The 12408-nt window shown below is 57.8% G+C and carries 15 protein-coding genes; 3 read left to right on the plus strand and 12 right to left on the minus strand.

What is annotated here, in order from left to right; translation table 11 throughout:
* Positions 1–82 precede the first annotated feature (82 nt).
* From GOW56_RS12060 to GOW56_RS12110, 11 genes are all read right to left on the minus strand, one after another.
* On the minus strand, positions 83–862 hold the full coding sequence (locus GOW56_RS12060; protein WP_152456842.1) for a succinate dehydrogenase iron-sulfur subunit: 780 nt from the start codon (positions 860–862) through the stop codon (positions 83–85).
* Positions 863–893: 31 nt separating this feature from the next.
* Complete coding sequence (locus GOW56_RS12065; protein WP_171206041.1) at positions 894–1520, minus strand: sulfotransferase; 627 nt, start codon at positions 1518–1520, stop codon at positions 894–896.
* Positions 1521–1667: 147 nt separating this feature from the next.
* Positions 1668–2267 (minus strand): class I SAM-dependent methyltransferase, encoded by a 600-nt coding sequence (locus tag GOW56_RS12070; RefSeq protein WP_171206042.1) that lies wholly within the window; start codon positions 2265–2267, stop codon positions 1668–1670.
* A 25-nt stretch (positions 2268–2292) separates the two neighbouring features.
* Positions 2293–4098 carry a succinate dehydrogenase flavoprotein subunit gene (sdhA, locus tag GOW56_RS12075; protein WP_171206043.1) on the minus strand — a complete coding sequence of 602 codons (1806 nt, stop codon included), beginning with the start codon at positions 4096–4098 and terminating at the stop codon, positions 2293–2295.
* An 18-nt stretch (positions 4099–4116) separates the two neighbouring features.
* Positions 4117–4488 (minus strand): succinate dehydrogenase, hydrophobic membrane anchor protein, encoded by a 372-nt coding sequence (gene sdhD, locus GOW56_RS12080; RefSeq protein ID WP_117870336.1) that lies wholly within the window; start codon positions 4486–4488, stop codon positions 4117–4119.
* Between the two features lie 13 nt (positions 4489–4501).
* Positions 4502–4888, minus strand: a complete 387-nt coding sequence (sdhC, locus tag GOW56_RS12085) for a succinate dehydrogenase, cytochrome b556 subunit (RefSeq protein WP_152456838.1) — start codon at positions 4886–4888, stop codon at positions 4502–4504.
* A gap of 214 nt (positions 4889–5102) precedes the next feature.
* Positions 5103–5765 carry a DUF1194 domain-containing protein gene (locus GOW56_RS12090; RefSeq protein ID WP_152456837.1) on the minus strand — a complete coding sequence of 221 codons (663 nt, stop codon included), beginning with the start codon at positions 5763–5765 and terminating at the stop codon, positions 5103–5105.
* A gap of 54 nt (positions 5766–5819) precedes the next feature.
* Entirely contained in the window at positions 5820–6848 is a 1029-nt protein-coding gene (locus tag GOW56_RS12095) for a MaoC family dehydratase (protein WP_152456836.1), read from the minus strand.
* Positions 6848–7054: a DUF1737 domain-containing protein gene (locus GOW56_RS12100; protein WP_171206044.1), complete on the minus strand. Its 207-nt coding sequence runs from the start codon at positions 7052–7054 to the stop codon at positions 6848–6850. The genes GOW56_RS12095 and GOW56_RS12100 overlap by 1 nt, the downstream gene beginning before the upstream one ends.
* Before the next feature lie 12 nt (positions 7055–7066).
* The gene (locus GOW56_RS12105) at positions 7067–7621 is read right to left on the minus strand and encodes an NnrU family protein (protein ID WP_171206045.1); all 555 of its coding nucleotides are present in this window, start codon (positions 7619–7621) and stop codon (positions 7067–7069) included.
* A 6-nt stretch (positions 7622–7627) separates the two neighbouring features.
* Positions 7628–8485 carry a CoA ester lyase gene (locus tag GOW56_RS12110; RefSeq protein ID WP_171206046.1) on the minus strand — a complete coding sequence of 286 codons (858 nt, stop codon included), beginning with the start codon at positions 8483–8485 and terminating at the stop codon, positions 7628–7630.
* Positions 8486–8656: 171 nt separating this feature from the next.
* Between GOW56_RS12110 and GOW56_RS12115 the strand changes: the two genes are divergently transcribed.
* The gene (locus GOW56_RS12115; protein ID WP_171206047.1) at positions 8657–8962 is read left to right on the plus strand and encodes a hypothetical protein; all 306 of its coding nucleotides are present in this window, start codon (positions 8657–8659) and stop codon (positions 8960–8962) included.
* On the opposite strand, the gene GOW56_RS12120 is transcribed toward GOW56_RS12115, so the two are convergent.
* Entirely contained in the window at positions 8963–9718 is a 756-nt protein-coding gene (locus GOW56_RS12120) for a sulfite exporter TauE/SafE family protein (protein WP_171206048.1), read from the minus strand.
* A gap of 167 nt (positions 9719–9885) precedes the next feature.
* Here GOW56_RS12120 and mdh point away from each other — a divergent pair, with 167 nt between their 5' ends.
* Both mdh and sucC read left to right on the plus strand, forming a co-directional pair.
* Positions 9886–10848 carry a malate dehydrogenase gene (gene mdh / locus GOW56_RS12125; RefSeq protein ID WP_171206049.1) on the plus strand — a complete coding sequence of 321 codons (963 nt, stop codon included), beginning with the start codon at positions 9886–9888 and terminating at the stop codon, positions 10846–10848.
* 309 nt (positions 10849–11157) lie between these two features.
* Positions 11158–12351 carry an ADP-forming succinate--CoA ligase subunit beta gene (sucC, locus tag GOW56_RS12130; RefSeq protein ID WP_152456830.1) on the plus strand — a complete coding sequence of 398 codons (1194 nt, stop codon included), beginning with the start codon at positions 11158–11160 and terminating at the stop codon, positions 12349–12351.
* The last annotated feature ends 57 nt before the right edge of the window (positions 12352–12408 follow it).

A 12408-nucleotide genomic window follows, 5' to 3' on the forward strand; every position in this document is an offset into this window, starting at 1 on the left:
CAAAAAATAAGGCAATGCAGCCGGGGCTGCATCGCCTATTTATGCAAGATGGACATGCGAAAATCGCAAATCGGGTCTGTGTTTAGACCGCGCGTTCGACCATCATCTTCTTGATCTCGGCAATCGCCTTGGCCGGGTTCAGACCTTTCGGGCAGGTCTTGGCACAGTTCATGATGGTGTGACAGCGGTAGAGCTTGAACGGATCTTCCAGCTCATCCAGACGTTCACCGGTGGCTTCATCCCGGCTGTCGATGATCCAGCGATAGGCATGCAGCAAAGCCGCGGGGCCAAGATAGCGGTCGCCATTCCACCAGTAGCTGGGGCATGAGGTCGAGCAGCTGGCGCACATCACGCATTCATAGAGACCGTCCAGCTTCTTGCGATCTTCGATGGACTGTTTCCATTCTTTCGCGGGACGATTGGTCTTGGTTTCCAGCCACGGCATGATGGACGCATGCTGGGCATAGAAATGAGTCAGATCAGGGATCAGGTCCTTGACCACCGGCATATGCGGCAGCGGATAGATTTTCACATCGCCCTTGATCTCATCCATGCCATAGATACAGGCCAGCGTATTGATCCCGTCGATGTTCATCGCGCAAGATCCACAGATGCCTTCGCGGCAGGACCGTCGGAACGTCAACGTCGGATCGATCTCGTTTTTGATCTTGATTAGCGCGTCCAGTACCATCGGACCGCACGTATCCATATCAACGAAATAGGTGTCGACACGCGGGTTCTGCCCGTCATCGGGGTTCCAACGATAGATCTGGAACTTGCGCACGTTCGTGGCGCCGTCCGGCTTTGGCCAGGTCTTGCCGGTGGTAATCCGGGAATTCTTGGGCAGGGTCAGTTGAACCATGTCAATTCTCCATTCAGCACAAGGCCGCCTTTCAGCCTGTCCGGGCGCATTCAGACGCCCCTCGGTTATAATGCCCCCAATGGGCGATGTTCACGTCGAAATCCGGCGAAAGCCAATCCGCAAGGCTTTGCGGATCGTCCCGGTCGATATCAAAGCGCAGAAAGCGCGGGTTGTCGTCAAAGAAAGCTTCGACCTCGGAATGGTGCACGTCATACATATGCGCCCAGCCCCGTTTTACCTCGTCGGCCGTCTGTCCATTGGCCTTGCAGCATCGCTCTAGGTACCTACCGCCGGAATGGTTGGCACGTGATGCGATCCAGTCATCGCGATTGCGCGTGTTCAGCAAGAAATAGGCGTCAGGGTAAGCCGCGTGCAGCTCTCGAAAGAACCGCGCGCCGTCCAGCATGAAGCGCGAATTGACAAAGGCGATATCGGTGAAGGCCCGAACGGCACCAAACCCATCCAGCGGTCTGCGCCCCATGGCAATATTGGTTACCATGCGATGTGCAAGGTTTAGACCCTGTTCATCTTCCCAATGCACAGATGGAATCCCGTTGTTCTGAAACAGCTTGTGATACGAGGTCGTCGCACAGCGGTTCAAGCCGATCAGGATGATCTTGGGATCGCTTTGCCCGGATTGGAGTTTCTCGACCGTCATTGCAGGCACCAGCAAAGCATACGCCTCGGCACGCCTGGGATTTCACCATGACTCGCGCTTTTTTGAACGCCCTTCCGGCATGTGACTGGATCAAAAGCGGCTTGTTTGGCTTTCCGGGTCGATATGGTGCTTGCGCCAGTCACACGTTCAACTCCGCTCGAACACTTTGAACGCGGCAAAGCTGTTCTTTGAGGCATGCGCATGCCCTTTGACGGCAAACGGGTTCTCTTCTTCACAATAGAGCTGCCAGCCGGGCATGAATTCTTCAACCCACAGGGAATACGGGCGATGGCGCACATGCTGGTTGGAAGGGTTCTGGTCAAAATCAGACGAATAGATAACGACAAAACGCTTTGCCAGCCCGAACAACCGCCGCATGTAGTTCTCGAAAACGCTGTCTTCGGTCAGATGATAAATGACATCCAGCGAAAGAGAAACGTCATGCGGCTCAACCTCGGAATCGGCGTTTTTGAACACCCAATTGGTGCGGGATCGAAAAACTTCGTTGCAGCGACGAACGCAGAGGTCCGAGATGTCAAGACCGGTATATTTCGGGATATCAAACAATTGCGCCTGATTTCCGTCGCCCGATCCCAATTCTACAACCGAGTCCACGCCTTCCATCTCGACCATCGTGTTGATGAAATTCGCTTTGTAGACGGCAAGACGCCCGTAAGACCCCGCCCCCGAGGTCTTGCCGCGCTCATATCGGCGTTGCCAATAATCGGTCGAAGAAAACTCTGCCATCTCGCCCCTGTTCCTGACCCGCCCTTTAGAACGTCCGCGCTTTGGGCGCGATTTTCTGCAAGCTGATACCGCCTTGGTCCTCGGTCGTCAGCGGATCAACGATGACCGGACGATAGCTGAGCTCAACCTTGCTGCCCTCAACCCGGCTGACCGTGTGAACACGCCAGTTTTCGTCATCACGCTCGCTGAAGTCCTCATGCGCGTGGGCCCCTCGGGATTCCTTGCGGGCCTCGGCGCCGACGATGGTGGCAAGCGCGTTTGGCATCAGGTTGGTCAGTTCAAGGGTTTCCATCAGATCGCTGTTCCAGACCAATGAACGGTCTGTGACTTTCAGGTCGTCCATCTTTGCGGCAATCGCCGTCATCTTCTCGACGCCTTCGGCCATGGTCTTGGCGGTTCGGAACACGGCCGCATCCGCCTGCATGGTCTTTTGCATCTCAAGCCGAAGATCAGCGGTTGGGGTTGAACCGCTGGCGTTACGCACCGCATCAAAACGGTCAAACGCCTTGTCGACCGACGCCTGGTTCAGAACCGGGTTGGGGGATTCGGCGTCGACAACCTTGCCAGCCCGGATCGCTGCCGCCCTGCCAAAGACCACAAGGTCAATCAGCGAGTTCGACCCCAGTCGGTTCGCACCGTGGACCGAGGCACAACCGGCTTCGCCAACGGCCATCAAACCGGGAACAACCGCAGTCGGATCGTCGGCAGTCGGGTTCAGAACCTCACCCCAATAGTTCGTGGGGATACCGCCCATGTTGTAATGCACGGTGGGCAGAACCGGGATCGGTTCCTTGGTGACATCCACACCCGCAAAAATCTTGGCGCTTTCCGAGATACCGGGCAGGCGCTCTGCCAGAGCTTCGGCGGGCAAGTGGCTGAGGTTCAGGTGAATGTGATCCCCTTCGGCCCCAACGCCACGTCCCTCGCGGATTTCCATGGTCATCGAGCGCGAAACGTAATCGCGTGGTGCGAGGTCCTTGTACTGGGGCGCATAGCGCTCCATGAACCGTTCACCTTCCGAGTTTGTCAGATACCCGCCTTCGCCGCGCGCACCTTCGGTGATCAGACAGCCCGAACCGTAGATGCCTGTGGGGTGGAACTGAACGAATTCCATATCCTGCAAGGCCAGCCCAGCACGGGCCACCATGCCGCCGCCATCGCCGGTGCAGGTATGGGCCGAGGTGGCGCTGAAATAGGCACGGCCATAGCCGCCGGTCGCCAATACCACCATCTTGGCGTTGAAGACATGCATGGTGCCATCGTCCAGCTTCCAGCAGACGACACCCTGACACTGACCGTCTTCGGACATGATCAAGTCGATGGCGAAATACTCGATATAGAACTCGGCGTTGTTCTTGAGCGACTGTCCGTACAGAGTATGTAGGATCGCGTGGCCGGTCCGGTCGGCGGCTGCACAGGTGCGCTGTACCGCAGGACCTTCTCCGAATTCAGTGGTGTGTCCACCGAAGGGGCGCTGATAAATCTTGCCCTCTTCCGTCCGGCTGAACGGAACGCCATAGTGCTCCAGCTCGTAGACCGCCTTGGGCGCCTCGCGGGCAAGGTACTCCATCGCGTCGGTATCGCCCAACCAGTCCGAGCCCTTGACGGTATCGTACATGTGCCATTGCCAATGATCGGGGCCCATATTCGACAGCGACGCGGCAATGCCACCCTGTGCAGCCACGGTATGAGAACGGGTTGGGAAAACCTTGGTCACGCAGGCCGTACGCAGGCCTTGTTCCGCCATACCCAATGTCGCCCGCAGACCGGCCCCACCGGCGCCGACAACGACCACGTCATATTCATGCGTTTCGTATTCGTATGCAGCCATTTCTTTCAGCTCCGGGAATTAAAGGGCAATGCGCGCGATGGCGAAGATGCCGGCCGCGGCCGCACCGTAGGACAGGCAGGTCACCAGAATGATCAGGACCTTCTCAAGCGTGCCGTGAACGTAGTCTTCAAGCATCACCTGCGCACCGTCCGCGAAGTGTTTGAAGCCAACCGCCAGCGTCAGTGCTGCCACGATGGCCGGGAAGGGCCGCGAGTAGTATTCAAGCACCACGTCAAACGGCTGACCCAGAACCGGGCCGAAGGTGAAAACAAACAAAGGCACAAGGATCAGCAGAGCCACCGAGCTGACTTTCATCGCCCAGAAATGAGCGGTGCCGGATTTCGCCGAGCCGAGGCCAGCGGCGCGTTTGCGGTCGGTCAGATAACGCATGTCAGGCCTCCAATCACGCGACGATGACAAGGGTCAGAAGGGTCAGCACGACCGATCCGATGACAACGGCCCAGCCCAGCTTTGTCGCTGTGGGAAGGTCCAGCCCAATCGCATTGTCCCAGATCAGGTGCCGTACACCGGCCAGCGTGTGATACCAAAGACCCCAAACGGACAGAGCCATCACCAGATCGCCAAGCACCGAAGTAATCACTCCGTTCGCAACGGCGAAGGCCTCGGGCGACGTTGCTGCGGCCAGAAACCACCAGACGATCAGCAGCGCCGCCAGCAGTAGCGCGTTTCCGGTGATGCGTGTCAGGATGGATGTGACCGACGTCAGCTGTGGACGATAGATCGACAGGTGCGGCGAAAGTGGGCGGTTGCCCCGATTTACATCGGCCATGGCGGCTCCTTTTCGGTTGGCTACCGAACGTTTTACTGTTTTTTGCGACACTGTCACGTGCTGCGGGTGCAAAAACCACTAAATTCAGCGCAATTTGACGGATTATTCCGGTATGTGATCACACAAAATATTGTCGTGATCACATTTAACATTCCCCTTCATCAATGTTAGCGATTTCAAGACCAAAGGCATGTGATCACGAATCTCCTGACTGTCATTTCAGGCCCGCCGTTTGCTGCGTCACTTCGCGCAGCAGTTTCTTGCGAATTCGCTCTGGGTAGTCCGCGAAGCCCGAGGCCGAAACGACAAAAGCGCCTTCACCCACGATGACATTCTCAAAGAAATAGGCCGTCAGGTCCGGTTCACTTTCTTCGATGGCCAACGCATTGACGACAATGCCGCGGTTGCGCAAAGCCGCGTGAACTTGCGTCGGTTCGACGCCTTCATTGGATACGCCGTCCCCCGACAGATCGATCAGTCGCCGTTTGCAATCGGAAACGGACTCAAATGCGTCCAGCGTCGTGTGCAGCGCCTCGCCAATCGCGGTCGAGAAGTTCCGCCAGATGCGTGGATCTTCGGCAACCTGATCGGCAAAACGATCCAGCGCCGCGAAACTGTCGACTCGGGTCCAGGGGATCGTGACCTGCTGGCGCGACGACCCGGTCCATTGCACCAGCATCAACTGCGCCTGACCACGAACCAATGCCTCGGACACGATCGGGTCGCGCAGACCAGCGGCCAGCCCGTCCATCTGGATACGAAACTCGCTGGCGTCGACCGAGCCGGAAACGTCAACCGCCAGGGCCAGCGCCAGATCGCAGGCCTGAGCCGCCGGCGCCAGACAAACGCTGGTCAATATCGCGCGCAGAATATGCATGGTGCAAGCCTAGCACGGCTTGCACGCGAATGGCTCACAATACCGTCAGCACGCCTATTGCGGCATGAGCGCCCAATAGTCGAGGTCCAGAAGCACATCCGGCAAATACCGCCCCTCGTCATTCTTCAACACGAACGGATCACCACCCTTTGTCGCCACCAGACGCAGGCGGATCGCACCCACGCCGGGAACACCGGTTTCCGCCTTATCCAGAACTTCGGACCAGGCCTTGATCGTGTCGCCCGCGAAACACGGGTTGGCATGCGCGCCGCCATTCAGGCCGACAATCATCTGCGCGTTCGCAAGCCCATTGAACGACAATGTCCGCGCCATCGAGATCACGTGCCCGCCATAGATCAACCTGCCTTCCGGGCGGAACGTCAGGTCGAAATGCACCTTGGCGGTGTTCTGCCACAATCGCGTGGCCAGCATGTGTTCGGCCTCTTCCACGGTGACGCCGTCCACGTGGTCGATTTTCTCACCGATCTCATAATCGCCCCAACGATGCGCTTCACCGGCCAACGCAAAATCGTAATTCGAGAAATCCAGACCTTCGGGCACGATCAGATCCTGGGGCGTCAAGGCCTTCTTCAATTCGGGAACAACCGTTTCGGGCGCTGGCGCATTCACGTCTGCCTTGCGCACCATCACCCAACGGACATATTCGATGACGACTTCGTCCAATTGGTTCAATCCACGGGTGCGGACCCAGACGACACCTGTTTTCCCGTTGGAATTCTGTTTGACGCCAATAACCTCGGATACAGATCGCAGGGTATCACCGGCGTAGACGGGTTTCAGCCAACGGCCTTCGCCATAACCAAGATTGGCAACCGCGTTCAACGAGACATCCGGAACCGTTTTACCGAAAACCAGATGAAACGCCGCCAGATCATCAAGCGGACTTTCCGGCAAACCGCAATCCCGGGCAAATTCGTCCGAGGAATACAGCGCGTGACGCGCGGGATAAAGCGCGTGATACAAACCGCGTTCCCCCTCGGTCACTGTGCGCGGCACGGCGTGTTGCAACACCTGCCCTACGGAATAATCCTCGAAAAATCGGCCCGGATTTGTTTTTACCATTACTGCTGTCCCAGTTTCATGTCGGGGGAATAGTCGGCTTCGACCTCTTTGGTCACAGCCTGCGCACACCGCATTACATTGTTGGCTGAGTCAAAGGCATAGGACGGGTCGCCGTACAGCGCCCATCCCTTCGCCAGCGCATCTGACACCTTGTGGCAGAAGGCTGACGTGTCTTCTTCGGTCAACAAACGATAGAGTTTCGCCATGGGGTCAGGTCCTCATGAGCCAAACGGAGACGGACCGACCAGGCCGTGGATATATCCGATAATCACCAGCAGCACGATCGACGCCACAAAGAACATCGCATCCTTGCCATAGGTTCCCGGTTCACCGGGCGTCCAGTCGGGTTCGGCCTTGTTGATCACAACAACTTCGACCACGGCCCATGCCAGAAGACCGCCGAACAGGATGATCGAGGCCAGATCTCCGTTCACCAGCAAATGCGCAAAGGCCCACAGCTTGAATCCACCAAGCATCGGATGGCGAAGCTTGTTCAGCACCCGGCCTTTTGTGCCCGCGGGGCTCATCATGAAAATCGCGATCAGAACCAACAGATTATTGACGTGAATCAGGAAGGTCGGCGGTGCCCAGACATAGATGAAGTCGGTCATGCGATAGCCGAACACCATCAGCAGGATCGACGCGACCAGCGCCAGGGCAACCACCCCCTTGCCCCCGTCGCCCATCGCGGCGCGGCGTTCAGGCGCCACACGTTTGAACAGATGTGCGGCCCACCACAGCGCCACGCCTAAAATCAGAAGAACAAAGCCCATGCTGGCTTACCCCGCTTGCAAAGCTGAAATCGCCTCTGCTTTTGCCAGAATTTCACGGGCCGTTGCAACGTGCAGGTTTTCAACGATCTTGCCATCCACGACGGCAACACCCTGCCCTTGCGCTTCGGTCTCTTCGAATGCCGAAATTTGGCGGCGGGCCAGCTCGATCTCGTCATCTGATGGTGCGAAGGCTGTGTTGGCCACATCGACCTGGGCCGGATGGATCAGTGTTTTGCCGTCAAAGCCCATGTCGCGACCCTGCGCACACTCGGCGGCCAGACCCTCGGCATCCTTGAATGCGTTGTACACGCCATCGATGATGATCAGCCCTTCGGCCTTGGCGGCCAACAGGCACAGACCCAGCGAAGTCATCATCGGCAGGCGATCGGGACGAAAGCGGGTTTGCAGTTCTTTGGCCAGATCGTTTGTGCCCATCACGAACCCGGCCATCAGCGGATGCGCGGCGATCTCGGCAGCGTTCAACATTCCGCGCGACGTTTCCATCATGGCCCAGATCGGCAATTCTCCGGTGATCGCCGCCAGAGCATCCACGTCAGCCGCCGAATTCACCTTGGGCAACAGGACAACATCGGCATCCATGTCGCGCACCGCCTCGGCATCGGCACGCCCCCATTCGGTGTCCAGCCCATTGATCCGGACGATCTTGACCCGCGCACCATAGCCCCCAGCGGCCAAGGCCCCTTTCAGCGTTTCGCGAGCGTTTTCTTTTTCGTCCGCTGCAACTGCATCTTCCAGATCGAAGATGATCGCATCCACAGGCAAAGAACGGGCCTTGTCCAGGGCCCGGTCCCTCGAACCAGGAATGTAGAGAACCGAACGATAGGGGCGCAGACGAGGATCCATGGACCACTCCCATTGAAATAAAGTTGCGCGGAATGGGACATTTTTTGCAGGAAAGTTCAAGCACAAAATCGCCGCACCGCAGCAAACCCGACGCAACGTGCGTTCCCTTAACCGGATTTCGTCCCTTGCCACCCACCCTGATCGGCAGTTGGAATCAAAAAGAGGTACGGGATGCGAAAGACGGTGTTCAAGATGACGATGGGGCTTGGGATCATGGTCCTGGCCGCGCAACATGTGCACGCTCAGAGTCAAAACTGTGCGCCCAGAGAAGCTGTACTGGAACGGTTGCACGAGGCCTATGGTGAAACGCGCAGGGGTTTGGGACTGGCCCGGAAAGGCGCCGTCATGGAGCTTTTTGCCTCGAACGAAACCGGCAGCTGGACGATCACGGTGACGTTGCCCAACGGGATCACCTGCCTTGTGGCTTCTGGTCAGGCTTTTGAAGAGGTGGCCGAGGCGCTGCGACCCAATGCCTGATCAGGTAAGCGCGTCCCAGATCAGCTTGCTGCCGGTGAGTGTCAGCAGCACATAGGCAAGCCCGAAGAACAGGCGTTCGGACAACATGAAATGTGCCCGGACGCCCAGCCATGCCCCCAGGATCGCAAAGGGTGCCAGCAGCAAATCCGCCCATAACGTCTGCCATGTGAACATACCCAGATAAGCATAAGGTATGAATTTCGCGATATTGATCACCCAGAAAACCAGTACCGTACTGGCTTGAAATTCGGTTTTCGTCAGGCGTTGCGACAAAAGATAGACCGCTGCCGGGGGGCCACCGGCGTGGCTGACGAAGCTTGTGAAACCCGCGACCAGCCCGGCAAATAAACCGGAAGACGGCGGCAGTCGCCTGGCAAACCCGCGCACCCACCCTTTCGACTGCGCGATGTGCCAGATTACGAACCCGACCGAGATGCCACCGATCAGCAGACGCAACAGATTATCATCTGTTGCACGATAAAGCCACGCACCCATCGCCACACCGGGCACGGCGCCAAGGATCAGCAGACGGGAATCCGGCCAGCTCCACCGCCTCCAATAGGGACCTAACGTGGCCACGTCGATCACCATCAAGATCGGCAGCATCAGGGCCAAAGCCTGCCCGGGCGTCAGGATCAAGGCCAGAATCGACGACGAGGCAAAGGCCACGCCGGAACCGAAACCGCCCTTTGAAATACCGGCAAAGATCACGGCAGGGATCGCCACGGCAAAAAACATCAAGTTCAATTCGAACATGTGACAGTCCCGGTTTTGGCTTGTCTCAAAGGCCGTTTAGCGCAATCAAAGCGGGGCCTGCAAACAGTATGCGGTTGTATGCCACGTCGCAGAACTCTTGCCTATTGATGTTTTAACGACTAGCACAACCGCGATTTCAATACCGACCGGATATGGAGAAATTCCAAATGGCCAGACCCAAGATTGCGCTGATCGGCGCGGGGAACATCGGCGGCACGCTCGCACATCTCGCAGCTGTCAAAGAACTGGGTGACGTTGTCCTGTTTGACATCGCAGACGGGCTGCCTCAGGGCAAGGCGCTTGACATCGCTGAATCCGGCCCTTCGGAAGGGTTCGACGCCTCGATGAAAGGCACCAGCGACTATGCCGATATCGCTGGCGCGGATGTGTGCATCGTGACCGCAGGCGTGGCCCGCAAACCGGGCATGAGCCGCGATGATCTGCTGGGCATCAACCTGAAAGTCATGAAGTCGGTTGGTGAAGGCATCGCAGCCCACGCACCCGGCGCGTTCGTGATCTGCATCACCAACCCGCTGGACGCGATGGTCTGGGCCTTGCGCGAATTCTCGGGCCTGCCGCACAACAAGGTCTGCGGCATGGCAGGGGTGCTTGACTCGGCGCGCTTTGCACATTTCCTGTCGGAAGAGTTCAACGTCTCGATGCGCGACGTCACCGCCTTCGTTCTGGGCGGCCACGGCGACACCATGGTACCGTCGGTCCGTTACTCGACCGTTGCCGGCATTCCGCTGCCTGATCTGGTCGAGATGGGCTGGACCACGCAAGAGAAACTGGACGCCATCGTGCAGCGTACCCGTGACGGCGGCGCCGAAATCGTTGGCCTGCTGAAAACCGGTTCGGCCTATTACGCGCCTGCAACATCGGCGATCGAAATGGCCGAAGCCTATCTGAAAGACCAGAAACGCGTTCTGCCATGCGCGGCCTACTGCAACGGCGAACTGGGTGTAGACGGGCTCTACGTCGGTGTTCCGACCGTGATCGGCGCAGGCGGCGTCGAGCGTATCGTTGACATCAAGCTGAACGAAGACGAGCAGGCAGGGTTCGACAACTCGGTGAACGCCGTGAAGGGTCTGATCGACGCGTGCAAGGGCATCGACAGCTCGCTGGCGTAAAACAGCCCTGAACTCCGAATAACAGACCGGCCCGTTTCAGGGCCGGTTTTCTTTTGGTCCGCGCATGTCCCGGTCGCAAATGTTGGCGCAAACGCCGCAAATCCCTTTTTTCGAATGTGATTTTCTGACGCTGCGCAGTTTTTTCGAATCGTTTTGCCATATCAGAAATTTTGTGATCACACCCTAAAATCCCGTGATCACAAATGTTGAAAATCTTCGCTAAAAACCTATCGAGCTTAAAAAAACCCTTTAAACTTGCCCGCTAGACACCCCTATAACGATTAAACGCAGTCAGACGGGACAGTTTCGATGAACATTCACGAATATCAGGCCAAAGCCCTCCTTCGCAGCTATGGCGCACCGGTGTCCGATGGTCGCGCCGTGTTGCGCGCCGAAGAAGCCAAAACCGCAGCAGGTGAGCTGGACGGCCCGCTCTGGGTTGTCAAAGCACAGATCCACGCGGGTGGTCGCGGCAAGGGTTCGTTCAAAGAGGCCGACGCCGGTGAAAAAGGCGGTGTTCGTCTGACCAAATCGGTTGAAGAAGCCGCTGAAGAAGCCAAAAAGATGCTGGGCCGTACACTGGTCACGCATCAGACCGGTCCGGCAGGCAAGCAAGTCAACCGCATCTATATCGAAGCAGGCTCGGGCATTGAACGGGAACTGTACCTGGCCCTGTTGGTAGATCGCCAAACCAGCCGCATTTCTTTCGTCTGTTCGACCGAGGGCGGTATGGACATCGAAGAGGTGGCCGCCGCAACGCCCGAGAAAATCCTGTCCTTCTCGGTCGATCCGGCCACCGGTTACATGCCGTATCACGGTCGCCGCATCGCCTTCTCGCTGGGTCTGGAAGGCCCGCAAGTCAAGCAATGCGTCAAACTGATGGGTCAGCTCTATCAAGCCTTCGTCGAGAAGGACATGGAGATGCTGGAGATCAACCCGCTGATCGTTTCCGACAGCGGCGATCTCAAGGTGCTGGACGCGAAGGTCGGCTTTGACGGCAACGCGGTCTACCGCCACCCCGACATCGCCGAGCTGCGCGACACGACCGAGGAAGACCCCAAGGAGCTGGAAGCCAGCAAATACGACCTGAATTACATCGCGCTGGATGGTGAGATCGGCTGCATGGTCAATGGCGCCGGTCTGGCGATGGCGACGATGGACATCATCAAGCTGTATGGGGCCGAGCCTGCCAACTTCCTCGACGTGGGTGGCGGTGCGACCAAAGAGAAAGTGACTGAGGCGTTCAAGATCATCACCTCAGACCCGCAGGTCAAAGGCATTCTGGTCAACATCTTCGGCGGCATCATGCGCTGTGACGTCATCGCCGAGGGTGTCGTGGCCGCGGTGAAAGAGGTCGGCCTGAAAGTCCCGCTGGTCGTGCGTCTGGAAGGCACGAATGTCGAAAAAGGCAAAGAGATCATCAACACCTCTGGCCTCGACGTGATCGCGGCGGACAACCTGAAAGACGGTGCCGAAAAGATCGTGAAAGCGGTCAAGGGTTAAGCTTGTTCAAGTGGGGCTGGCCTCGGGCCCGCCCCATCGCGGCTAAAACCAAGCTGA

It is taken from the genome of Ruegeria sp. HKCCA0235A (assembly GCF_013033235.1).
GTDB lineage: Bacteria > Pseudomonadota > Alphaproteobacteria > Rhodobacterales > Rhodobacteraceae > Ruegeria.

Excerpts from the sequence above, each read along its gene's own strand:
- GOW56_RS12060 (WP_152456842.1), bottom strand. The coding sequence starts at position 862 with ATGGTTCAACTGACCCTGCCCAAGAATTCCCGGATTACCACCGGCAAG.
- GOW56_RS12065 (WP_171206041.1), bottom strand. The coding sequence starts at position 1,520 with ATGACGGTCGAGAAACTCCAATCCGGGCAAAGCGATCCCAAGATCATC.
- GOW56_RS12070 (WP_171206042.1), bottom strand. The coding sequence starts at position 2,267 with ATGGCAGAGTTTTCTTCGACCGATTATTGGCAACGCCGATATGAGCGC.
- sdhA (WP_171206043.1), bottom strand. The coding sequence starts at position 4,098 with ATGGCTGCATACGAATACGAAACGCATGAATATGACGTGGTCGTTGTC.
- sdhD (WP_117870336.1), bottom strand. The coding sequence starts at position 4,488 with ATGCGTTATCTGACCGACCGCAAACGCGCCGCTGGCCTCGGCTCGGCG.
- sdhC (WP_152456838.1), bottom strand. The coding sequence starts at position 4,888 with ATGGCCGATGTAAATCGGGGCAACCGCCCACTTTCGCCGCACCTGTCG.
- GOW56_RS12090 (WP_152456837.1), bottom strand. The coding sequence starts at position 5,765 with ATGCATATTCTGCGCGCGATATTGACCAGCGTTTGTCTGGCGCCGGCG.
- GOW56_RS12095 (WP_152456836.1), bottom strand. The coding sequence starts at position 6,848 with ATGGTAAAAACAAATCCGGGCCGATTTTTCGAGGATTATTCCGTAGGG.
- GOW56_RS12100 (WP_171206044.1), bottom strand. The coding sequence starts at position 7,054 with ATGGCGAAACTCTATCGTTTGTTGACCGAAGAAGACACGTCAGCCTTC.
- GOW56_RS12105 (WP_171206045.1), bottom strand. The coding sequence starts at position 7,621 with ATGGGCTTTGTTCTTCTGATTTTAGGCGTGGCGCTGTGGTGGGCCGCA.
- GOW56_RS12110 (WP_171206046.1), bottom strand. The coding sequence starts at position 8,485 with ATGGATCCTCGTCTGCGCCCCTATCGTTCGGTTCTCTACATTCCTGGT.
- GOW56_RS12115 (WP_171206047.1), top strand. The coding sequence starts at position 8,657 with ATGCGAAAGACGGTGTTCAAGATGACGATGGGGCTTGGGATCATGGTC.
- GOW56_RS12120 (WP_171206048.1), bottom strand. The coding sequence starts at position 9,718 with ATGTTCGAATTGAACTTGATGTTTTTTGCCGTGGCGATCCCTGCCGTG.
- mdh (WP_171206049.1), top strand. The coding sequence starts at position 9,886 with ATGGCCAGACCCAAGATTGCGCTGATCGGCGCGGGGAACATCGGCGGC.
- sucC (WP_152456830.1), top strand. The coding sequence starts at position 11,158 with ATGAACATTCACGAATATCAGGCCAAAGCCCTCCTTCGCAGCTATGGC.